Source organism: Paractinoplanes toevensis, from assembly GCF_018332695.1.
GTDB lineage: Bacteria > Actinomycetota > Actinomycetes > Mycobacteriales > Micromonosporaceae > Actinoplanes > Actinoplanes toevensis.
This window is the reverse complement of the sequence record NZ_BOQN01000063.1, coordinates 1-20156: the sequence shown is the minus strand read 5'-3', so window position 1 is coordinate 20156 and position 20156 is coordinate 1. Positions and strand designations below refer to the sequence as shown.

The following is a 20156-nucleotide window of genomic DNA, read 5'->3' as shown; positions in this document are numbered from 1 at the left end:
AGATGACGTCCGTCGCCGAGAAGACCACCGTCGAGAGCGCACCCGAGCCGCCCGCCACCGCGCGGAAGGTCAGCGCCTGGGCCCGCCGGGCACCGCTGCTGCCGGCGCTCGTCTTCATGATCATCGTGACCCAGTTGCCGTTCGTGGCCACTCTGGTCATCTCGTTCATGGACTGGAACGCCTACTACCCCGACGAGCGCGGCTTCGCCGGCTTCGACAACTTCGTGCGGGTCTTCACCGACGTGAACATGCGCGACGCCGTCTGGACGACGATCCTGCTCACCGTCGGAGTCGTACTCATCAGTCTGTTGCTGGGTCTGGGCATTGCCCTTCTGCTGGACCGCAAGTTCCGGGGCCGCGGCGCGGTGCGGACCATGATGATCGCGCCGTTCCTGGTGGTGCCGGTGGCCGCCGCGCTGATCTGGAAGCACGCCCTCTACAACCCGGAGTACGGCCTGTTCAACGGCGCGCTGACCTGGGTGTGGGGCCTGTTCGGCTCGGACAATCCGCCGCAGCCGGACTGGATCAGCAACATGCCGCTGTGGGCGGTCATCTTCTCGCTGGTCTGGCAGTGGACGCCGTTCATGATGCTGATCCTGCTCGCCGGGCTGCAGGGCCGGCCGCTCGACGTGATCGAGGCGGCTCGCATCGACGGCGCCAACGGCTGGCAGATCTTCCGCAGCATGACGCTTCCGCACCTGCGGCAGTATCTCGAGCTGGGTGCGCTGCTCGGCTCGATCTACATCGTGCAGAACTTCGACGCGGTCTTCACGATCACGTCCGGCGGGCTCGGCACCGCCAACCTGCCGTACACGATCTACCAGATCTTCTACCAGGCGCACGACTACGGCCGGGCCTCCGCGGCCGCCGTGGTGGTCGTGATCGGCACCATCATCATCGCGACATTCGCGCTACGGACAGTGTCGTCGCTGTTCAAGGAGGAGTCCGGACGATGAGCACCGTGACCGACACCGCGCCCGTCCCGGCGACCCGCGACGACGCCGGCCGCCCGGTGAAGAAGCGTCGTGAGGGCGCCAACGTCTGGCTGTCGCTGCTCGCCTGGGTGGTCGGCATCCTGTTCGTGCTGCCGGTGGTGTGGATGGTGCTGACCTCGTTCCACTCCGAGGCCGACGCCGCCACCAACCCGCCCGCCGTCTTCGCGCCGATCACCCTGGACGGTTACCGCGAGTTCTTCTCCGGCGGGGCGAGCCCGTGGCCGCCGCTGCTCAACTCGCTCACCGCCAGCGTGGTGTCGACGATCATCGTGCTGCTGCTGTCGCTGCCCGCCGCGTACGCCCTGAGCATCAAACCGGTGCGCAAGTGGACCGACACGCTGTTCTTCTTCCTGTCCACCAAGATGCTGCCGGTCGTGGCCGGTCTGCTCCCGCTCTATCTCTTCGCGCAGTACACCGGGCTGCTCGACAACATCTGGCTGCTGATCCTCTTCTACACCTCGATGAACCTGCCGATCGCGGTCTGGATGATGCGCTCGTTCCTGTCCGAGGTGCCGGTCGAGATGCTGGAGGCGGCCCAGATGGACGGCGCCAACCTGGTCAAGACCCTGCGCTCGGTGATCGCCCCGGTGGTCACCCCCGGCATCGCCGCCACCGCGCTGATCTGTTTCATCTTCAGCTGGAACGAGCTGCTGTTCGCCCGGGTCCTCACCGCCACCGTGGCCGAGACCGCCCCGGTGTTCCTGACCAGCTTCGTCACCAGTCAGGGCCTGTTCCTCGCCCAGCTGTGCGCGGCCGCGTTCGTGGTCTCCCTGCCGGTGCTCATCGCCGGCTTCGCCGCGCAGGACAAGCTGGTCCAGGGCCTGTCCCTCGGTTCGGTGAAATAAGGAGCTTTCCGCCCCGCCCCCGAAATGAGGTGGCCGGCCTCGCCCCCCGTCGAGGTCGGCCACCTTTTCTATGGAAATCCGGATTTCGGCCGGAACCGAGGGGCCGTTCGGATCGTCGAACAGGGCATGACTCGTCTCCGCGGCACCCTGTTGGCCGCCGCCGTTCCCCTGTTCCTGATCAGTGCGTGTGCGCAGACCGCCGGTAACAGTGCGGCGGCGTCGCCCGACAGCCGCTCGAGCAGCCCCGCCCCCTACGGCGGCGCGGACGAGCTCGTGCTGCGTGTCGAGTCGTTCGGCGGCTTCGTGCCGGCCGAGCAGAACATCGGCCGCATCCCCGCCGTCAGCATCTACGCCGACGGCCGGATGATCTCCGAGGGCCCGACGACCATGCAATATCCCGGCCCCGCCCTGCCCAACCTCCAAGAGCAGCTGCTCACCCCGGAGATGGTGCAGGACCTGGTGGCGAAGGGCAAAGCGGCCGGCGTGAAGAACGGCGCCGACTTCGGTTACCCGAACATCGCCGACGCCCCCTCGACCCGGGTCGTCGCCGGCGACCAGTCGGTCAGCGTGGTCGCGCTCAGCGAGGCCCAGGCCAGTGACCCGCGGCTGACCGAGGCCCAGCGCACTGCCCGCACCAAGCTCGCGGCGTACGTGAAGACGCTGCGGGAACTGTCGGCCGCCCCCGGTGTGGCCGCCGCGGTCGCCTACCAGCCGGCCGCCGTCGCCGCCCTGGCCCGCGTTTACGTGGAGCCGCAGGCCGACCAGCCGAAGAGCCCCGAGGTGGCCTGGCCCGGCCCGGCCCTGCCCGGCACCTCGATGAACCCCGGCCTCGGCATCGGCTGCGTCGACGTCACCGGAGCCGACACCGCGAAGGTGCTGACCGCCGCGAAGACCGCCACCACGATCACCCCGTGGACGAGCGGCAACGCGAAGTGGTCGATCACCTTCCGCCCGCTGCTTCCCGAGGAGAAGAGCTGCGCGGCCCTGAAGGGAGCGCGGTGACACCGATCGGGGAGCCGCTCGAACCGGGAGAGGACGACCGGTTCGAGCATCGCACCGGGGGTGAGGAGGACGGGCCGGAACTGGACCACCCGGTCCCGGCCCGTCCGGCCTGCCGCCCGTCCATCGGAACCCTCGGCTCCGGTTACCCGCGACGCTGACCCGTCCCGGGCCGCAACCGGCGATCCGCCGGTTGCGGTGGGACCGGGGTTGCTTCGTCGAAGCGATTCGACGACGATCGGCAACATGCCCAAAACATTGATGACGATTGATCTAGTGTCATGACGCCGCGACGTCATGCCATTCGCTGGAGTCTGGTGCTGGCGGCCGCGGTGTCGGTGCTCGCCGCACCTGTCGCCGCCGTCGCGACTCCCGGTGCGGCGCTGACCGGGCGGGGCGGGGAGTGGGTCGGCGGGTGGGCGACCAGCCCGCAGCGGGAGGCGGGGCCGGTCTTCGCGCGGCAGACGCTGCGGATGCTCGTGCACCCCACGGCCGGCGGCTCGTCGCTGCGGCTGCGGCTGTCCAACACCTTCGGCGCGGCCGACGTCACCTTCGGAGCGGTCGGGGTGTCCCGGGCGGTGGCCGCCGGTGCGGCCGCTCTCGTGCCGGGCACCGAGCGGCGGGTCACCTTCCGCGGCCGGGGCTCGGTCACCGTCAAGGCCGGGGCGCAGGTGGTCAGCGATCCCGTCGATCTGAGCGTCGCCTACGGTCAGGACCTTGCGGTCGACCTCTACGTCACGGCCGGCGGGGACGCGGCCGCCATCACCGGGCACGACGCGGCGCAGGGAACCCAGTTCGTGGGGGAGGGGAACCAGGCCGGGGCGCCCGGGGCCGCGTTCACCGGGACGGTCAACTCGTGGTTCTGGCTGGACGGGGTCGACGTGCGGCCGGGGCGGGCGGTGCGCGGCAGCATCGTGGCGCTCGGGGACTCGATCACCGACGGGGCCTACACGACCTGGAACGGCAATGACCGCTGGACCGACGTGCTGGCCGGGCGGCTCGGCGGGCGGTACGGGGTGCTCAACCAGGGGATCGGTGGGAATCAGGTGCTCACCGACCGGACCGACTGCTGCGGGGCCGGCACCAGCATCTCGGGTCTCGCGCGGGAGAAGGCCGACGTGCGCGAGCAGACCGGCGTGCGGTATGTGATCCTGGCCGACGGGATCAACGACATCGGCTACCACGCGGCGGCCGATGACCTGATCGCGGGCCTGCGCACCATCGCCCAGCGGGCACACGCGGCCGGCATCCGGGTGATCGGCGCGACCATCACCCCGTACGGCTGCGACGCGGGTTGCTTCGGTCCGGAGCAGGAGGCCGTCCGCCAGCAGGTGAACGCGTGGGTGCGCACCACCCGCGGCCTCGACGGGGTGGCCGACTTCGACGCGGCGATCCGCGATCCGGAGAACCCGTCCCAGGTGCTCCCGGCCTACCAGGCCGACCACCTGCACCCGAACATCGCCGGCCAGCGCGCCATGGCCGATTCGATCGACCTGCGCCTCTTCCGCTGACCCACGCGAACGGCGCGTCGCGGCCGTGAGCCGCGCCTGGGTCGCGCTGCTCGGCGGGACGGGTGTTCTGCGGTCGGCGACGGCGACGGCCGTACCGTAAAAAGAGGGAGGCGGGCCGCCTGGCCTGCCTCCCTCCGGTGTTGCGCAAGCCTCAGCTGACGCCGAGCAGATCGACGATGAAGATGAGCGTCTCGTTGGGCTTGATGACGCCGCCGGCACCGCGGGAGCCGTAACCCAGGTGCGGCGGGATGGTCAGCTTGCGACGGCCGCCCACCTTCATGCCCTGGACGCCCTTGTCCCAGCCGCCGATGACCTGGCCGGCGCCGAGCGCGAAGTCGAACGTGTCGCCGCGGTCCCAGGAGGCGTCGAACTGCGCGCCCGTCGAGTGGGAGACGCCCACGTAGTGCACCTTCACCGTCTGGCCGGCGGACGCCTCGGGGCCGTCGCCCACCGTGAGGTCCTCGATGACCAGGTCGGCGGGCGGGTCGCCCTGGATCGGGCCGATCTCGGGCTTTTCCATAACTCTCCTCCGGGTTTGGATGCGAACCTCGCCATGCAATCACACCGGCTCGGAAGGTGAACGGCTGACCGGGCATCTGCGTACTTCTCCGTGCGGAGCCTGTCCGACCCCGCAGCCGAGATTCCGGGAGTACCCCATGATCCGCCGACTCGCCGTCGCCGCTGTCGCGGCGCTCGTGCCGCTCGTTCCCGCGCTGCCCGCGTTCGCGCACGGCGCGCCCACCTCGCCGATCAGCCGGACCGCGGCCTGTGCGGCCGGCGGTGGGACGGCTACCGATACGGCGGCGTGCAAGGCGGCCCGGAAGGCCAACGGCGGCGATTTCGGCACGTTCGACAACCTGCGGGTGGCGAACGTGAACGGGAACGACAAGAAGTTCGTGCCGGACGGGGAGTTGTGCAGCGGCGGGTTGTCGCAGTTCAAGGGCCTGGACATCGCCCGGGACGACTTTCCGTCGACCTCGGTGACCGGTGGTAGGTCGTTGCCGATCAAGTACCGGGCGACGCTGCCGCACGCCGGGAGTTTCCGGATTTATCTTACCAAGCAGGGGTATGTGCCGACGAAGAAGCTGGCCTGGGGTGATCTCAGTGAGCTGACCGAGATCAAGGATCCGCCGCTGGCCGGTGGGTCCTACTCGATGGGCGTCAAGCTGCCCAAGGACCGGACCGGGCGGCAGATCCTCTACATCGTCTGGCAGACGTCGAGCACGCCCGACACCTACTACTCCTGTTCGGATCTGGTGTTCAAGACCGCCGCCGCCTCCGCCGCCGCATCGCCGTCGCCGAGTCCCGCGGCCGTGAAGGCGGCGACGAAGCCGGCCGTGGCGAAGCCGTCTCCGACGAAAACCGCGGGAACTTCGGAAATTCCGGAAACGGTCGCGCCGACCTCGGCCGAGCCCCAGGCAATCACCACCGTGAGTGAGGACAAGCAGGTCACCCTGGGGCATCAGATCATCCTGGGAGCCGTCGTCCTGGGTGGCGGGTTCCTCGCCTGGGGGGTCATCGGAGGACTTCTGCGCAGGCGTCGCGAAAACCGTTGAACCGCAACGGCCCGGCCTTCGTACTGATGGTCGTCGACGCTGTAAGCCGTTCCAGTCCAACGAAGCGAAATGACGAAAGGCCGACCATGAGTCGTGTTCGTTACGGCAGCCGGGCGCAAAGCCGCCTGTCCCGCCGCAAGGTTCTCACCATCGCCGCCACAGCTGGCGTGGGCGTCTCGGTTGCCGGTGTCGCGGGGCTCAGCCTCGCAGGTGAGAGCGAGTCGAAGGACGATGGCCAGCCACTGGTGATTTCGTTGCGGGATGCCTCGAAGGGCACCATCGACATTTTCAAAGGCGGCTCTAAAAAGACCGTAACGAACAAGAAACTTGCCGCCGAGCTCGTCAAAGCCGCGAAAGCCTGAAGGGGAGCTTTACTAAATGTCTTCGCATCGTGAAGCCCCGGAAATCAGCAAGGACCCGGTTGCCGACTCGTCGGACCTCTACGCGTTCGTCAGCCCGGACGACCCGGACACCGTGACGATCATCGCGAACTACGTTCCGATGCAGCTGCCGGCCAGCGGCCCGAACTTCTTCGAGTTCGGTGACGACGTGCTGTACGAGATCCACATCGACGCCAACGGTGACGCGCGACCGGACATCACCTACCAGTTCCGGTTCCGCACCGAGCTGCGCAACAACAACACGTTCCTGTACAACACCGGCCAGATCAAGTCGCTCGACGACGAGAACTGGAACCGGCGGCAGTTCTTCTCGGTGACCAAGGTCGACGCGCACGGCAAGAGCACGGTGCTGCACTCGAAGCTGCCCTGCCCGCCCTGCAACGTCGGCAAGATCTCGATCCCGGACTACGCCAAGCTCGCCGCCGACGCGGTCGCGAAGCTCAAGACCGGTGAGAAGGTCTTCGCCGGCCAGCGCGCCGACGCGTTCTTCGTTGACCTGGGATCGATCTTCGACCTCGGCACCCTGCGCCCGTTCCAGGACAAGCACCTGGTCGGCGCGAGCCTGTTCAACTACGCGGGCAAGGCGGTCAACGCCCTCGACAAGCTGAACGTGCACTCGATCGCCCTGCAGATCCCGCTGCACATGGTGCGCCGGGACGGCAAGAAGAAGGTCCGCGCGAGCGACCCGGGCGCCGTCATCGGCGTGTGGACGTCGGCGAGCCGTCGCCAGGTGCAGGTGCGCCAGGGCGACAAGAAGAACGCGGACGTCGAGGTCGGCCCGCAGGTGCAGGTGTCCCGGCTGGGCAACCCGCTGGTCAACGAGGTCATCATCCCGATGGCGCAGAAGGACCTGTTCAACAGCCTGGAGCCCAAGGAGGACAAGCGGTTCTCCAAGTTCGTCGAGCAGCCGGAACTCGCCGGGCTGCTGCCGGTGCTCTACCCCGGCCTGTTCGACAATTTGGCCGCCCTCAACAAGGCCAAGACGCCCCGCGCCGACCTGGTCGCGATCCTGCTCACCGGCATCCCGGACGGGCTGATCGACGGCTTCCAGAACGCGACCGGCGACACCAAGGCCGACATGCTGCGGCTCAACACCGCGATCCCGCCGGTGAAGGCACCGAAGAAGTTCGGCATCCTCGACGGCGACCTGGCCGGTTTCCCGAACGGGCGCCGGATCGAGGACGACGTGGTGTCCATCTCGATCAAGGCGGTCGCCGGGGCCACCTTCGCCCTGGTCGACGACACGTTCAAGCCGGACGCCGCGTCGGGCCTGGTCGAGCAGGGCCTGAGCATCAAGGATGCCAGTGCCCCCCTGCTGAAGAAATTCCCCTTCCTGGGTACGCCGTTCGATGGGTTCAACAATCCATGATTTCTCACGATCACCACCACCATCACACGATGGCGCCGTCCGGACAGGGCACGGTCGTCCTCAACATCGGGGCCGGCATCGGGGCCCTGGTGATCCACACCCCCGGCCGGCTGCACGGGCACGAGATCGAGGTCAGCCCGGTCGACGATCCGGCGCACCGTACGCACGCTGCGGTTAGAGCCCGCTACGTGCGATCCGGGGTGATCTGGAGCGTCGTCATCGACAGCCTCCCGGCCGGCCGCTACACGGTCTGGCAGAACCCGGTGACACCGCTCGCCGAGGTCGACGTGCCCGACGCCGGGGTCGCCGAGTTCTCCTGGCCCGCCGAGGTAGCGGCCGCCTGAGCCCAGCCGTCCACGCTGGTTCGGTCTAGGGTGGACGGCATGGTCGGCTCGGCCGCGGCCCCGAACACACCGGTCCACGTCGCGTTGCAGACGAGCGACGTGGACGAGGCACGCGCGTTCTGCCGCAAGTTGTTCTACGGCCCGCTTGAGGTCACCCCCGTCGGTGACCTCAGCGGGTTCGCTTTTCACGGCGAAGTGGTGATGATCGGCTCGGTCACCGTCGGCAAGATCAGCTACGGCTCCGACATCCACGTCAACATCGCCGACCTCGAAACGGCCTACCACGTGCTCGCCCCGCTGACCGGCACGCTGCGGTCCCGGCACCGAGGCACCACCGTGCTGGCCGATGCGACCCGCGCCGCCGTGTACCGCCCGGTCGGCGCGATCGACCTGGACTGGCCCGGCGACTGCCGGCTGATGTCGGTCAAGGTGGACCGAGCCGCCCTCGAACGGGAGCTCGACGCCACCCTCGACCAGCGGATAATGTCACCGTTGCTGCTGGGGGAGAGCTTCGACCTGGTCGACGGGCCGGGCCGCACCTGGTCGGCGCTGGTCCGGCTGCTGCACACCGAGCTGTGCTCCGAGGACGGCCTGATCCGGCAGCCCCGGATGGCGGCCCGCTGGCGCGACATGGTGGTGAGCGGGCTGGCGCTGACGATCGAACACCCCTACGGCGTGGACGAGCCGGCCGGCCTGCAGGGCCCGCGCCGGCCGCGCACGGTCAAACGCGCCCTCGACGCCATCCACGCCGAACCGTGGCGGCAGTTCACCGCGAGCGACCTGGCCTCGGTGGCCGGCGTCGGGGTGCGGGTGCTGCAGGAGGCGTTCCGGCAGCACGTCGGCATATCCCCGCTGAGCTACCTCAAGCGGGTGCGCCTCGACGGGGTGCACTCCGAGCTGTCCCGCTCGGACGCGTGGCAGGTGAACGTCAGCGAGGTCGCCTACCGCTGGGGCTTCACCCACCTGGGCCGCTTCGCCGGCGCCTACCGCGAGCGCTACGGCGTCTCCCCGTCCCAGACCCTGCGGGAACGCCGCTAGAGATCATTCCGGGTCAGGGCATGCTGTCGAGAAAGGACGGAGACTCAGCCCCAGCTTCCTCGCGCTTTCAATCTTTCCGTACGGGCCGGCTCAGTCCCGTGGCACGCGGTCCCGGCCGGTGCAGCTCACCCTCCGCGCGCCCGCTACGGGCGGGCCCGGCCCGCTTGTTGACGGTGTTGCCCGTACCGGAAAAGGGTTTGAATCTCTAGCGGGTGTGGACGTGCACGGCCGGGCGGTAGATGAACTCCTGGGTGCGGCCGTCGAGAGTCCGCGTCTCGAGCAGTTCGAGGTCGAAGTCGGCCGCCCCGGCGAAGACCGGGTTGTTGCCGAACTGCCCGGTGATCACCGGGAACACCGTCACCTGCAGCCGGTCGACCAGGCCGGCCGCCATCAGCGCCCGGTTCATCGACAGGCTGCCGTGCGACCGCAGCGGCACGTCCGACTCCTCCTTGAGCCGCGCCACGACCTCGACGGCGTCGCCCTTGATCAGGGTCGCGTCCGGCCAGTCGAGCGGTTCTTCGAGCGTGTTCGACACGACGATCGCGGGCAGGTTCCGCAGCCGGGTCACCCAGGCGTCGTGCACGGTCTCCTCGGTGCCGGCCGCCAGCAGCTCGGTGAACGCCCGGTAGGTGTTGGCCCCGAGCACCAGCCGCTGGGCCGGTTCGTACTCGTCGGCGCGGTGGGCGAGCAGTTCCGGACCCTGCTTGCCCCAGTAGCCTTCCCAGTCGCCGCCGTCGGCGGTGCCGAAGCCGTCCAGGCTGGTGAACACGTCGAACGTGTAGGTAGCAGTCATGACGATCTCCTCGAGCTCGTTGCGCGGTTCCGAAGAGACAGACCGCCCCCGAGCCCGAGACTAATCGCCGTGTGGAGCGTGGGTCAGAGTTCTACTTTCTGGCCCTTGCCGATTACCACGATGCCGTTGTCGGAGACCGTGTAGAGCTTTCGGTCGCGGTCGAGATCGACGCCGATCTGGGCGCCCTCGGGGATCACCACGTTCTTGTCGATGATGGCGTTGCGCAGGACCGCTCGCCGGCCCACCGAGACGCCCTCCATCAGGACCGAGCCCTCCACGTGCGCCCAGGAATTGATGCGGACGTTGGGGGAGACCACCGAGCGTTCCACCAGGGAGCCGGAGACCACCACGCCGGGGGAGATCATCGATTCGATGGCTCGGCCCTGGCGGTCGTCGAAGCCGTGCACGAACTTCGCCGGCGGCCACGAACCGTAGTTGGTGAAGATCGGCCACTCGTGGTTGTAGAGATTGAAGATCGGCAGGGTGGCGATCAGGTCCATGTGGGCCTCGTAGAACGAGTCGAGCGTGCCCACGTCGCGCCAGTAGCCGAGGTCGCGCTCGGTGCTGCCGGGCACGTTGTTGTCGCGGAAGTCGTAGACGTTGGCCTCGCCCCGCTCGACCAGCATCGGGATGATGTTGCCGCCCATGTCGTGCTTGCTGTCCGGGTTCTGCGCGTCCTTGGTGACCGCCTCGCACAGGGCGCGGGTGGTGAACACGTAGTTGCCCATCGACGCGTAGACCTCGTCGGGGGAGTCGGGCAGGCCCTCGGCGTCGCGGGGTTTCTCCCGGAAGGCCTTGATGCGACGGCCGTCCTCGGCGACGTCGATCACGCCGAACTGCCAGGCGTCGGCCTTGGGCTGGCGGATGCCGGCCACGGTGACCGCGGCGCCCGAGGCGATGTGGTCCTCGACCATCTGCTTCGGGTCCATGCGGTAGATGTGGTCGGCGCCGAACACGATGACGTAGTCGGGCGACTCGTCGTTGATCAGGTTGAGGCTCTGGTAGATCGCGTCGGCCGAGCCGGCGAACCACCGCGGGCCGAGGCGCTGCTGGGCCGGCACCGGGGTGACGTAGTTGCCGAGCAGGGTGGACATCCGCCAGGTCTTGGTGATGTGGCGGTCGAGCGAGTGCGACTTGTACTGGGTCAGCACGACGATCTTGAGATAGCCGCCGTTCGCCAGATTCGACAGGACGAAGTCGATCATGCGGTAGATGCCGCCGAAGGGCACGCCGGGCTTAGCCCGGTCGGCCGTGAGGGGCATCAGGCGCTTTCCTTCGCCACCGGCCAGAACGATCGCAAGCACCTTGACAGCCATGGAAGGACGCTAACTTTCCGCCAGCACTAATGCCAGCCGAAGAAGGCAACTCGGCGAACGACAGGCTACCTGATCTTGCGCGGCGCCGCGCCGGTTCCGCTCCGACGCACTAGGCTCGCAGGGGTGACAACATCGCTGCGCGTCGACCTCATCACCAGGGAGTACCCGCCGGAGGTGTATGGCGGGGCCGGCGTCCACCTGGAATATCTCGCTCGTGACCTGCGGCCCCTGGCCGACGTCCGGGTGCACTGCTTCGGCGCGCCGCGCAGCGAGCCGGGGGTCACCGCCTACCCCGATTTGGCCGAGTTGTCCGGGGCCAACGCGGCGCTGCGCACGATGGGTGTCGATCTGGCGATGGCGGCCGGCTGCGAGGGCACGAACATCGTGCACAGTCACACCTGGTATGCGAACTTTGCCGGGCACACCGCCAAGCTCCTGCACGGCGTCCCGCACGTGGTCACCACGCACAGTCTCGAGCCGCTGCGCCCGTGGAAGGCCGAGCAGCTCGGCGGCGGTTACGCGCTGTCCTCGTTCTGCGAGCGGGTCGCGATCGAGAACGCCGACGCGATCATCGCGGTCTCCGGCGGCATGCGGCGCGACGTGCTCACCGCCTACCCCACGGTCGACCCCGACAAGGTACGCGTGGTCTACAACGGCATCGACACGGCTCAGTACACGCCCGACCGCGGCACCGACGTGATCGACCGGCTCGGCATCGACCTCGACCGGCCCAGCGTCGTCTTCGTCGGCCGGATCACCCGGCAGAAGGGCCTGCCCTACCTGATGCGGGCCTGCCACGATCTGCCGCCCGAGACCCAGATCGTGCTGCTGGCCGGCGCCCCGGACACACCGGAGATCGCCGCCGAGGTCGCCGGCCTCGCGGACGACCTGCGCCGGGCCCGCGACGAGCGCGGCGTCATCTGGGTGCAGGAGATGCTGCCCAAGCACGAGGTCGTCCAGGTGCTCACGCACGCAACCGTGTTCGTCTGCCCGTCCATCTACGAGCCGATGGGCATCGTCAATCTCGAGGCGATGGCCTGCGAGACCGCCGTCGTCGCTACCGCGACGGGCGGCATCCCCGAGGTGGTCGCGGACGGCGAGACGGGCCTGCTGGTGCCGATCGAACAGCTTTCCGACGGTACGGGTACGCCGGTGTCGCCCGAGAAATTCGTGGCCGATCTGGCAGCGGCGATGACGACCCTGATCCGGGATCCGCAGCGGGCCGCGACGATGGGGGTGGCCGGGCGGCGCCGGGCGGTGGAGAAGTTCAGCTGGTCCCGGATCGCTTCCGACACCCTCGAGGTCTACAACTCGGTGCTCTGAAGAATTGCGCGGGCGGCCGCCCGGCCACTGAGCCAGGCGGTCTGCACCCGCGGGCGGCCGAAGGCGTCACCGCAGAGGTAGACGTTGCCGTACCGGGCGAAGCCACCGCTTCCCGGGCGCGGCTGGGCGTACGGCCAGAAGCGGGTTTTGATCTCGGGTTCCTCCTTGATGTTCAGCAGTTCGCCGACGGCCTCGGCCAGCTGCTGGCCGGTCCGGTGTTCGCGGGCGTAACCGGCGGTCGAGTGGGCCACCAGCACCGGGGCGCGGTCGCCGCGGCGATCGCCGTCGTCGATCACGGTGGCGAGCACCGGGTGGTCGTTGACGAACGCCCCGGCGAAGTCCGGCCAGGTGCGATCGGCGTACGTCAAAATCGCCGTCACCACCGGTGACCAGGACTGCTGTTCGATTTCGGGGAGGATCGCGGCCGCCTGCGGACCGGGCATCGCCAGGACCACCGCCGCGGCCTCCGGCAGTTCGGTGATCTCCGTACCCAGCGTGATCTCGAGTCCGCGGGCCAGATCGCGGGCCAGGCTGTTCAGACCGCCCGGGGCCGCCCAGCGCATCGTCGGCGGGCCCTGCTGGCCGCGCAGCGTGTCCGTCCACGGGTGGGCCAGGCCGGCGATCCGCCACGACTGGAGCCGGCCGAGGAAGGCCGGGTCGTCGGCGGTCAGGTAGCCGGCGCCGGTGTCCACCCACCGCCCGTCCAGGTGCTCACTGGCCAAACGGCCGCCAACGATGTCACTTCGTTCGATCACCCGGGCCGGAAGTCCGGCATCGAGCAGCTCACGGGCACACGCGAGGCCGGCGATCCCGGCACCCACCACAACGACGGTCATGCCAGAAAACTTACGGCGGCGGGACCTCTCGCACGCACGAGGCAGACTGTTCCCCATGCTCCACCGCCGCCGACCCCCCGTTCGGCTGACCCTCGCGCTCGTCTCGGTGCTCTTCGCGGTCGCCGTTCTCGGTCTCGGCCTGCTCCGCGCCGCGATCTATTCACCGGCCGCGGTCGAGGACAGCAGGTGGTCGGCGGCGCCGATCGCGGTCCCGACCGACGGCCCGGTGGTCGCCGGAAAATGTGGTGGGGTGCCGCTCGAGGCGACCCGGCAGATCCGCGGCTTCTGGCTCACCACGGTGATGAACATCGACTTCCCGAGCCGGCCGGGGCTGTCCGAGGCGCAGGTCAAGGCGGAGTACGACGGCTGGCTCGACGTGGCGGTCGCGCAGCACCACAACGCGATCTTCGTGCACGTGCGGCCGAGCGGCGACGCGTTCTGGCCGTCCGACTACGCACCGTGGTCGGAGTGGCTCACCGGCAAGCGGGACGGGAAATCACCCGGGTGGGACCCGCTCGCCTACATGGTCCAGCAGGCGCATGCCCGCAATCTCGAGTTCCACGCCTGGTTCAACCCGTACCGGGGGACGCAGCCCGGCCCCGACGGTCCCGGCGCCGATTTCGCCAAGCTCGCCCCCGGCCACCCGTTGCTCGCGCACCGCGACTGGGCGATCGCCTATCCCAAGGGCAGGACCGGCCGGCTCTACTTCGACCCGGGCAACCCGGCCGCCCGCAAGTTCGTCGAGGACGCGATGCTGGAGGCCGTCGGTAAGTACGACATCGACGGCGTGCACTTCGACGACTTCTTCTACCCCTACCCGGAAGCCGGGCAGGACTTCCCCGACGGCGCCAGCTACGCCAAGTGGGGCAAGGGCAAATCGCGGGCCGACTGGCGGCGGGCCAACGTGGACACCCTGGTCCGCGAGATGAACACCCGGATCAAGCAGCTCAAGCCGTGGGTCAAGTTCGGCATCAGCCCGTTCGGCATCTGGCGCAACAAGACCACCGACCCGGCCGGCTCCGATTCCAAGGGCCTCGAGGCGTACGACGCGATCTACGCCGACACCCGTAAGTGGGTGCGGGAGGGCTGGCTCGACTACATCGTCCCGCAGCTCTACTGGAACATCGGGTTCGCCAAGGCCGACTACGCGAAACTGCTGCCGTGGTGGGTCAACCTGGTCAAGGGCAGCAAGGTGCAGCTGTGGATCGGGCAGGCCGACTACCGGGTGGGGGAGAAGGGCGCCTGGAGCAACCCCGCCGAGCTCGGCCGGCACCTCGCCCTCGACGAGAAGGCCGGCGTACAGGGCGAGGTCCACTTCAGTGCGAAGTCGGTCCGGACCAACCGGCTCGGCTCGGTCAAGCGCTACTTCGACGATCACTACGCCGCGCCCGCTCTGGTCCCGGTGATGAAGCAGCTACCGGCCGCACCGCCCGGCGCTCCGGCGCTCACCGGGGCGCATCGGTCCGGTTCGCTGCTGAAACTCGACGCCCGGGCCGCGGAGGCCGGGCCGGAGGCGGCGAGCTGGGCGCTCTACCGGGTCTCGGGCGGCTCGGCTTCCCTGGTCGCCACCGGGCACACCGGCGCACAGGTCGCCGACCCGGCCCCGGCGGCCGGCCGGGCCACCTACTGCCTGACCGGGCTCGACCGGTCCGGCAACGAGGGGCCGGCCAGCGCGCCGTTCAGCGCCTGAGCGGCCAGCTCCCACAGCCGGTCGGCCGCGTCCGGGTCGAGCGACCAGGCGGCGACGTTCTGCCCGACGATCCCCTCCTGGTTGTCCTCGTCGAAGTAGCGGCCGGTGACCCCGTCGAGCAGCGGCGACGCGGCCAGCAGCACCTCGGTGGCGGCGCCCTGCTCGACCGTCTTGAAGTTCTCCGGGTGCAGCAGCTCGCCGTCGTCGTCCATGGCGCCCATCGACCGCATCGTGCCGGCGTCCAGGTGTCGTTGCAGGGCGGTGTGGATGCGGCCGGGGGCCATGGCGTTCGCGGTGATGCCGTCGTTGGCCCAGCGATTCCCGATCGCGACCGCCAGGAGCACGTCGGCGGTCTTCGACTGGCTGTAGGCGGCCCACGGGTCGTAGGGGCGGTGCTCGAAGTGCGGGTCGTCGAAGTGCACCGGCGATCCCATCTGTGCACCCGAGCTGACCAGAACGATCCGGGCATCTCGTGCAAGGTGCTCGTGCAGGCCGGTGATCAGCGCGAAGTGCCCGAGGAAGTTCGTCGCCAGCTGCATCTCCCAGCCGTTGGCGGCCCGGGTCAGCTCGGGCAGCGCCATGATCCCGGCGTTCGCGACGATCCCGTGCAGCGGCCCGCGCCACGCCTCGGTGAACCGGCGGACGCTGCCGAGGTCGCTCAGGTCGAGCTGCTTCCGGGTGGTCGCGACAACCGCGGCCCCCGCCCCGGCGAGCGCCGCGGCGGTGGCCGCGCCCAGCCCCGAGCCGCCGCCGGTGACCAGGAACCGCTTCCCGGTCAGGTCGACTCCCGGCAGAACCTCGGCGGCGGTGGTGCGGGCGGTGAACGGGGTGGTTACTCGTGTCATGACTTCAGTTTCACTCCGCGTGACTGGACGTGGAATGATCAGCGGTCCAAGATAGTTGCGTGAGCGTCCAAACCGTTGATCCGCTCGAGGACGTGCTCGCGCTCGTCGGCACCAGCAGCCGCCTCTCCACCGCCCTGGTCGCCGGCGGCGCGTGGGCCCTCGACTTCGACCCGCCGCCGGCCGTGAAGTTCAACGCCGTGCGGCGCGGCAGCTGCCTGCTGATCGTCGACGGCGTGGTGTACCCGCTGGCTTCCGGGGACTGCTTCCTGCTCACCCGCTCCCAGCGGTTCGTGCTGAGCAGCGGCCTCGACGTGCCGCCCGCCCCGGCCGGCCCGGTCTTCGCCGCGGCCGGTCCCGACGGCATCGCCCGCACCGGCACCGGCGACGACGTGTTCCTGCTCGGCGGCCGGTTCGACTTCGGTGCCCGGGCCCGTGAGCTGCTGCTGGACGCCCTGCCCCCGGTCCTGCACGTCCCCGCCTCCGCACCGGCGGCCGCCGCCCTGCGCTGGTCCCTCGGCCAGATCGAGACCGAGCTGCGCGACCGCCCCGTCGCCGCCGGCCTGGTGGCCGAGCACCTGGCCCTGGTCATGCTGATCCACATGCTGCGCCTGCACCTGGCCGAGGCCCCGGCGGCCGGCCCGGGCTGGCTCGGCGGTCTCGCCGACCCGGTGGTGGCGCCCGCGCTGCGCGCCCTGCACGCCGACCCGGCCCGCGCGTGGACGGTCGCCGACCTGGCCGCGGTCGCCGCCGTGTCCCGGTCCACGATGGCCGCCCGCTTCAAACAGGCGGTCGGGCAGGGGCCGCTCGACTACCTGACCGGCTGGCGGATCGAACTGGCCGCCGCCCGCCTGCGGCGCGGCGACGGGACGGTGGCGGCCATCGCACGGGCCGTGGGGTACGGCTCGGAGAGCGCCCTGAGCACCGCCTTCAAGCGGGTGACCGGCCGGTCACCGACGGAATACCGCCGGCCCGGATGACACGGGTCTCTATGCTGACCCGGTGGCAGCGTGTCCCGAGCTGGCCGCCGCACCTCGGCGGCTCTTCGGGGTAACCCCGAGGAAGCAGGATTGACTACCGCACCGCACCGCCGGCGCGCTCCCGCGCTTCGCGCAGCTCGGCGCAGGCACGACCGGGAATCGTCGGGACACGCTGCCCCCAGCGCCCAGGTCGCGGGCGCCCTGGCCGACGCCCTGCTCACCACGGACTGGCGGCCCGCGGACATGATCGCGGTGGTCCGGTCGGTGGCCGGGGGCCGTCCGGTGCGGGCCCGCCGACTGGTCGACGCCGTACTGCTGGCCTACCCGCGCGCACCCGCCGACCGGCCCCGCGAACTGCGCCGGTTCCTGGCCGGGCTGCCGACCACGCCGCGGACCTCGGTGCGGCGGGCCGTCATCCGGCACCGGTTCGTGGTGCCGACCCGCGTCGTACGCCTGCGGTGGGGTGCCCCCGAGATCGGTGACCTCGCCGAACTCGCCGCCTTCCTCGGCCTGGACGGCGACGCCCTCGACTGGTTCGCCGACCGCCGCGAGATCAACCGGCAGGCGCGGGACGAACAACTACGCCACTACCGGTACGCGTGGCTTCCGCACCGGCTCATCGAGGCGCCGAAGCCCCGCCTGCGCACCCTGCAGCGACGGCTGCTCGACCAGATCCTGTCGGTGGTGCCCGTGCACGACGGCGTCCACGGGTTCGTGGCCGGCCGGGGAACACACACCTTCGCCCAGCTCCACGCGGGCAGCCCGGTGCTGGTGACGATGGACCTGCGGGCCTTCTTCTCCAGCATCACGGCGGCCCGGATCTACGGCCTGTTCCGGGGCATCGGCTATCCCGAGCCGGTCGCGCACGCGCTGACCGCCCTGACCACCACCCGTACGCCCGCGCACGTGCTGCGGGCCGCGCCCGACCCGTTCCTCGCCGCGCTGCTGCGCCGGCCGCACCTGCCGCAGGGCGCGCCGACGTCGCCCGCGCTGGCCAACCTGTGCGCCTTCCGGCTGGATCGGCGGCTGAGCGGACTCGCCGGTCGGTTCGGCCTTCGCTATGCGCGCTACGCCGACGACCTGGCCTTCTCCGGCACGATCAGCAGCGGCCGCATCGACCGGCTGGTCACCCTCGCCGGCGAGATCGTCCACGACGAAGGGTTCCGGATTCACCCCGGCAAGACCCGGATCCGCAGCCGGTCCCAGCGCCAATCGCTGACCGGCCTGGTCGTCAACGCCGTCCCCGCCGTGCCCCGCGAGGACTACGACCGCCTGCGCGCCATCCTGCACAACGCGGCCACCCACGGGCTCGCCGCGGCGAACCGCGACGGCCACCCCGACTTCGCCGCCCACCTGGCCGGCCGGGTCGCGTGGATGTCCCACCGCCACCCGTCCCGCGCCGCGAAACTCCACCGGCTGCTCGACCGGGCGCTCGCGTAGGCGTTCGTTGTCGTATTGTCGTTCGGTGCCTGACACCGTGAAGAGCTCCGCCGATCGGCTCCGCAGCAATGCCGGCGGACAGCCGCTCAAGACCAAGGCCGAGAAGCGCGCCGAGGCCAAGGCGGCCAAGGCACGAGCCCGGGCGCGGCAGAAACGCCGCCAGGTGCTGACGGTCGGCGGCGCCGCGGTGGTCGTGCTCGCCCTCGTCGTCGGGCTGGTCGTGTGGATCGGCCAGTCGTCGTCAGATCCCGGCACCGCCGCCACCGCGAGCGCGGCCGCCACCCCCGACGCGATCGCGTCGAGTGCGGCCTTCCCGCCGGTTCCCGAGGGCGCCGACCCGGCCCTGAGCAAGAAGCCGGTCGTCACCGCCGGCACCGGCACCGTCAGCAAGCTCAAGACGACGACCCTCATCGCCGGCACGGGCGCGGCGGTCCAGTCGGGCCAGACGATCAACGTCAACTACGTCGGCGTGACCTACGGCGACGGCAAGGAGTTCGACTCGTCCTGGAGCCGCTCGGAGCCGTTCAGCTTCCAGGTCGGGGGCGGCAACGTCATCAAGGGCTGGGACGAGGGCCTGCTCGAGACCAAGGTGGGCAGCCGGGTCCAGCTCGACATCCCGTCCGACCTGGCGTACGGCGACCACCCGACCGGCGGCCGGCCGGCCGGCACGCTGCGCTTCGTCGTCGACGTCCTGTCCGCGTCCTGACCGGACGGCCGCAGCCGTTGCGGCCTGACACCAGGCGGTCAGCGCAGGGTCAGCCGGAACGATCTGGCGCCCGCCGCCCAGGCCAGGTGGAGGTCGTCCGGATCGGGGTTGCCGCCTTCGTCGAAGCCGATCTTGTTGAAGTTGGCGAAGTTGCGGTTGTCGCGCGCCATGACGGCGTAGTCCTCGACCACGGCGTCCTCGTCGCTGTGGACGACAACGTCGGCCACCCATCGCCGGCCCTTGAATCGGACCTCGACCGGCACGCCGGTGCGCAGGTTACGGCCCCACCCGAACGGCGTTCCGATCAGCAGGGTGCCCTCGTGCCGGGTGTAGGCGACCGGAACGACGTAGCGTTTTCCGGATTTGCGTCCCACCACGTACAGCGTGATCAGGCGTTTCCCGATACCCCGCGACAGCAGCGGCATCCACAGCAGGCCACGGACGATCGAGTTCGCGAGGCCCTGCCAGGCGAGGGTCCGGGCTCGCCCGTGAGGTGCCGCATCCGCCATACGGCGACTCTCCCGCATGGCGGATGCGCTCGCAACCAGTCGTTAGGCGACCGGGGCCGGCTGGAGGGCCTGGGCCAGGGCTTCGGCGTTCTTCCGGTCGACCCGCGGGAAGGTGAGGGCCAGGCCCTCGCCCTGGTTGCCGAAGGCGATGCGGACCAGGCTCATGACGCCCATCTTGACCTCGGCCAGGGAGACGATCTCGCGGGGGACGTCACCGAGGATCTTCTTGCCGGGGCCGCCCAGGAATCCCTGCGGGATGAAGATCAGGCGACGATCGGAAGGACCCACGGCGTGATGAGTGCGTCCCGGCGCCGGTAGGAAACCTTCGGTGCGAGCCATGCCACGAACGGTGCGAGGACGACGTACAGCGAAGGAAACAACAGGTCCGTCGCGCCGGCCAGGTCCTCGATGAGAAAGGCGACGCCGCCGGCGGCGACGTCGATCAGCCCGGCGACCAGCACACGCTTGGCGGTGGTGCGCGGTCGGCGTGGCCCGGGCCGTTCGCTCACGGGGTCACACCGCTCCTGTTTCGCTCGCCGTCGCCGGTTGGTTGGTCGGTCACGTCGACGAGATCAGCCATGTCGTAGCCGTCATCGGCGAGGAGCCGTTCGAACATGCCCATCGCGCCGCGGTAGGGCAACTGCTCGCCGTCGCGAAACATCC

General features: G+C 69.9%; 23 protein-coding genes. 15 read left to right on the top strand and 8 right to left on the bottom strand.

Features of this window, described 5'->3' with window-relative positions:
- The first annotated feature begins 2 nt into the window (after nt 1-2).
- The 5 genes from Ato02nite_RS24340 to Ato02nite_RS24320 all read left to right on the top strand — a co-directional run bounded on the left by Ato02nite_RS24340 (nt 3) and on the right by Ato02nite_RS24320 (nt 4350).
- Nucleotides 3-956, top strand: coding sequence for a carbohydrate ABC transporter permease (locus Ato02nite_RS24340; protein WP_213008923.1), 954 nt, complete (start codon nt 3-5; stop codon nt 954-956).
- Complete coding sequence (locus tag Ato02nite_RS24335; RefSeq protein WP_246607365.1) at nt 953-1840, top strand: carbohydrate ABC transporter permease; 888 nt, start codon at nt 953-955, stop codon at nt 1838-1840. Before Ato02nite_RS24340 ends, Ato02nite_RS24335 begins: the two co-directional genes overlap by 4 nt.
- 126 nt (nt 1841-1966) lie before the next feature.
- Nucleotides 1967-2842, top strand: coding sequence for a hypothetical protein (locus Ato02nite_RS24330; protein ID WP_213008922.1), 876 nt, complete (start codon nt 1967-1969; stop codon nt 2840-2842).
- Nucleotides 2839-3000 (top strand): hypothetical protein, encoded by a 162-nt coding sequence (locus tag Ato02nite_RS24325; protein WP_213008921.1) that lies wholly within the window; start codon nt 2839-2841, stop codon nt 2998-3000. Before Ato02nite_RS24330 ends, Ato02nite_RS24325 begins: the two co-directional genes overlap by 4 nt.
- A 120-nt stretch (nt 3001-3120) precedes the next feature.
- Entirely contained in the window at nt 3121-4350 is a 1230-nt protein-coding gene (locus Ato02nite_RS24320) for an SGNH/GDSL hydrolase family protein (protein ID WP_213008920.1), read from the top strand.
- Nucleotides 4351-4501: 151 nt separating this feature from the next.
- Here the strand turns inward: Ato02nite_RS24320 and Ato02nite_RS24315 are convergent, their stop codons facing one another.
- Nucleotides 4502-4870: an FKBP-type peptidyl-prolyl cis-trans isomerase gene (locus tag Ato02nite_RS24315; RefSeq protein ID WP_213008919.1), complete on the bottom strand. Its 369-nt coding sequence runs from the start codon at nt 4868-4870 to the stop codon at nt 4502-4504.
- Between the two features lie 136 nt (nt 4871-5006).
- Between Ato02nite_RS24315 and Ato02nite_RS24310 the strand changes: the two genes are divergently transcribed.
- The 5 genes from Ato02nite_RS24310 to Ato02nite_RS24290 are packed head-to-tail and all read left to right on the top strand — an operon-like array spanning nt 5007 to nt 9058.
- Nucleotides 5007-5906, top strand: a complete 900-nt coding sequence (locus Ato02nite_RS24310; RefSeq protein WP_213008918.1) for a lytic polysaccharide monooxygenase — start codon at nt 5007-5009, stop codon at nt 5904-5906.
- Entirely contained in the window at nt 5903-6268 is a 366-nt protein-coding gene (locus tag Ato02nite_RS24305) for a hypothetical protein (RefSeq protein WP_246607364.1), read from the top strand. Before Ato02nite_RS24310 ends, Ato02nite_RS24305 begins: the two co-directional genes overlap by 4 nt.
- Nucleotides 6269-6284: 16 nt before the next feature.
- The gene (locus Ato02nite_RS24300; RefSeq protein WP_213008917.1) at nt 6285-7676 is read left to right on the top strand and encodes a DUF4331 domain-containing protein; all 1392 of its coding nucleotides are present in this window, start codon (nt 6285-6287) and stop codon (nt 7674-7676) included.
- A gap of 29 nt (nt 7677-7705) precedes the next feature.
- Nucleotides 7706-8020: a phospholipase gene (locus tag Ato02nite_RS24295; protein WP_246607363.1), complete on the top strand. Its 315-nt coding sequence runs from the start codon at nt 7706-7708 to the stop codon at nt 8018-8020.
- Nucleotides 8021-8059: 39 nt separating this feature from the next.
- A complete protein-coding gene (locus tag Ato02nite_RS24290; RefSeq protein WP_213008915.1) occupies nt 8060-9058 on the top strand; it encodes an AraC family transcriptional regulator in 999 nt (332 codons plus the stop codon).
- 205 nt (nt 9059-9263) lie between these two features.
- Here Ato02nite_RS24290 and Ato02nite_RS24285 read toward each other — a convergent pair whose 3' ends face one another.
- Both Ato02nite_RS24285 and glgC read right to left on the bottom strand, forming a co-directional pair.
- Nucleotides 9264-9851 (bottom strand): dihydrofolate reductase family protein, encoded by a 588-nt coding sequence (locus Ato02nite_RS24285; protein ID WP_213008914.1) that lies wholly within the window; start codon nt 9849-9851, stop codon nt 9264-9266.
- An 83-nt stretch (nt 9852-9934) separates the two neighbouring features.
- The gene (gene glgC, locus Ato02nite_RS24280; RefSeq protein WP_213008913.1) at nt 9935-11167 is read right to left on the bottom strand and encodes a glucose-1-phosphate adenylyltransferase; all 1233 of its coding nucleotides are present in this window, start codon (nt 11165-11167) and stop codon (nt 9935-9937) included.
- Nucleotides 11168-11290: 123 nt separating this feature from the next.
- Between glgC and glgA the strand changes: the two genes are divergently transcribed.
- A complete protein-coding gene (gene glgA / locus Ato02nite_RS24275; protein WP_246607362.1) occupies nt 11291-12490 on the top strand; it encodes a glycogen synthase in 1200 nt (399 codons plus the stop codon).
- Here the strand turns inward: glgA and Ato02nite_RS24270 are convergent.
- Nucleotides 12472-13326, bottom strand: coding sequence for an NAD(P)/FAD-dependent oxidoreductase (locus Ato02nite_RS24270; protein ID WP_213008912.1), 855 nt, complete (start codon nt 13324-13326; stop codon nt 12472-12474). The two genes, glgA and Ato02nite_RS24270, sit on opposite strands and share 19 nt — an antisense overlap.
- Before the next feature lie 55 nt (nt 13327-13381).
- Between Ato02nite_RS24270 and Ato02nite_RS24265 the strand changes: the two genes are divergently transcribed.
- Complete coding sequence (locus Ato02nite_RS24265) at nt 13382-15016, top strand: glycoside hydrolase family 10-like protein (RefSeq protein ID WP_213008911.1); 1635 nt, start codon at nt 13382-13384, stop codon at nt 15014-15016.
- Here the strand turns inward: Ato02nite_RS24265 and Ato02nite_RS24260 are convergent.
- Nucleotides 14950-15861 (bottom strand): SDR family NAD(P)-dependent oxidoreductase, encoded by a 912-nt coding sequence (locus Ato02nite_RS24260; protein ID WP_213008910.1) that lies wholly within the window; start codon nt 15859-15861, stop codon nt 14950-14952. The genes Ato02nite_RS24265 and Ato02nite_RS24260 overlap by 67 nt on opposite strands.
- A gap of 59 nt (nt 15862-15920) precedes the next feature.
- Here Ato02nite_RS24260 and Ato02nite_RS24255 point away from each other — a divergent pair, with 59 nt between their 5' ends.
- The 3 genes from Ato02nite_RS24255 to Ato02nite_RS24245 all read left to right on the top strand — a co-directional run bounded on the left by Ato02nite_RS24255 (nt 15921) and on the right by Ato02nite_RS24245 (nt 18984).
- Nucleotides 15921-16838, top strand: coding sequence for an AraC family transcriptional regulator (locus Ato02nite_RS24255; RefSeq protein ID WP_213008909.1), 918 nt, complete (start codon nt 15921-15923; stop codon nt 16836-16838).
- A 90-nt stretch (nt 16839-16928) separates the two neighbouring features.
- Nucleotides 16929-18278 (top strand): reverse transcriptase family protein, encoded by a 1350-nt coding sequence (locus tag Ato02nite_RS24250; protein ID WP_213008908.1) that lies wholly within the window; start codon nt 16929-16931, stop codon nt 18276-18278.
- Between the two features lie 25 nt (nt 18279-18303).
- Nucleotides 18304-18984, top strand: coding sequence for an FKBP-type peptidyl-prolyl cis-trans isomerase (locus Ato02nite_RS24245; protein ID WP_213008907.1), 681 nt, complete (start codon nt 18304-18306; stop codon nt 18982-18984).
- Nucleotides 18985-19022: 38 nt separating this feature from the next.
- Here Ato02nite_RS24245 and Ato02nite_RS24240 read toward each other — a convergent pair whose 3' ends face one another.
- The 3 genes from Ato02nite_RS24240 to Ato02nite_RS24230 are packed head-to-tail and all read right to left on the bottom strand — an operon-like array spanning nt 19023 to nt 20002.
- On the bottom strand, nt 19023-19493 hold the full coding sequence (locus tag Ato02nite_RS24240) for a PNPOx family protein (protein ID WP_213008906.1): 471 nt from the start codon (nt 19491-19493) through the stop codon (nt 19023-19025).
- A gap of 42 nt (nt 19494-19535) precedes the next feature.
- A complete protein-coding gene (locus Ato02nite_RS24235) occupies nt 19536-19781 on the bottom strand; it encodes a hypothetical protein (RefSeq protein ID WP_213008905.1) in 246 nt (81 codons plus the stop codon).
- Nucleotides 19757-20002, bottom strand: a complete 246-nt coding sequence (locus tag Ato02nite_RS24230; protein WP_213008904.1) for a hypothetical protein — start codon at nt 20000-20002, stop codon at nt 19757-19759. The genes Ato02nite_RS24235 and Ato02nite_RS24230 overlap by 25 nt, the downstream gene beginning before the upstream one ends.
- Nucleotides 20003-20156 lie beyond the last annotated feature (154 nt).

What these genes read in the sequence shown, in the direction of transcription:
- Ato02nite_RS24340 (WP_213008923.1), top strand. Translation starts at nt 3, where the DNA reads ATGACGTCCGTCGCCGAGAAGACCACCGTCGAGAGCGCACCCGAGCCG.
- Ato02nite_RS24335 (WP_246607365.1), top strand. Translation starts at nt 953, where the DNA reads ATGAGCACCGTGACCGACACCGCGCCCGTCCCGGCGACCCGCGACGAC.
- Ato02nite_RS24330 (WP_213008922.1), top strand. Translation starts at nt 1,967, where the DNA reads ATGACTCGTCTCCGCGGCACCCTGTTGGCCGCCGCCGTTCCCCTGTTC.
- Ato02nite_RS24320 (WP_213008920.1), top strand. Translation starts at nt 3,121, where the DNA reads ATGACGCCGCGACGTCATGCCATTCGCTGGAGTCTGGTGCTGGCGGCC.
- Ato02nite_RS24315 (WP_213008919.1), bottom strand. Translation starts at nt 4,870, where the DNA reads ATGGAAAAGCCCGAGATCGGCCCGATCCAGGGCGACCCGCCCGCCGAC.
- Ato02nite_RS24310 (WP_213008918.1), top strand. Translation starts at nt 5,007, where the DNA reads ATGATCCGCCGACTCGCCGTCGCCGCTGTCGCGGCGCTCGTGCCGCTC.
- Ato02nite_RS24300 (WP_213008917.1), top strand. Translation starts at nt 6,285, where the DNA reads ATGTCTTCGCATCGTGAAGCCCCGGAAATCAGCAAGGACCCGGTTGCC.
- Ato02nite_RS24295 (WP_246607363.1), top strand. Translation starts at nt 7,706, where the DNA reads ATGGCGCCGTCCGGACAGGGCACGGTCGTCCTCAACATCGGGGCCGGC.
- Ato02nite_RS24290 (WP_213008915.1), top strand. Translation starts at nt 8,060, where the DNA reads ATGGTCGGCTCGGCCGCGGCCCCGAACACACCGGTCCACGTCGCGTTG.
- Ato02nite_RS24285 (WP_213008914.1), bottom strand. Translation starts at nt 9,851, where the DNA reads ATGACTGCTACCTACACGTTCGACGTGTTCACCAGCCTGGACGGCTTC.
- glgC (WP_213008913.1), bottom strand. Translation starts at nt 11,167, where the DNA reads ATGGCTGTCAAGGTGCTTGCGATCGTTCTGGCCGGTGGCGAAGGAAAG.
- Ato02nite_RS24270 (WP_213008912.1), bottom strand. Translation starts at nt 13,326, where the DNA reads ATGACCGTCGTTGTGGTGGGTGCCGGGATCGCCGGCCTCGCGTGTGCC.
- Ato02nite_RS24265 (WP_213008911.1), top strand. Translation starts at nt 13,382, where the DNA reads ATGCTCCACCGCCGCCGACCCCCCGTTCGGCTGACCCTCGCGCTCGTC.
- Ato02nite_RS24260 (WP_213008910.1), bottom strand. Translation starts at nt 15,861, where the DNA reads ATGACACGAGTAACCACCCCGTTCACCGCCCGCACCACCGCCGCCGAG.
- Ato02nite_RS24240 (WP_213008906.1), bottom strand. Translation starts at nt 19,493, where the DNA reads ATGGCGGATGCGGCACCTCACGGGCGAGCCCGGACCCTCGCCTGGCAG.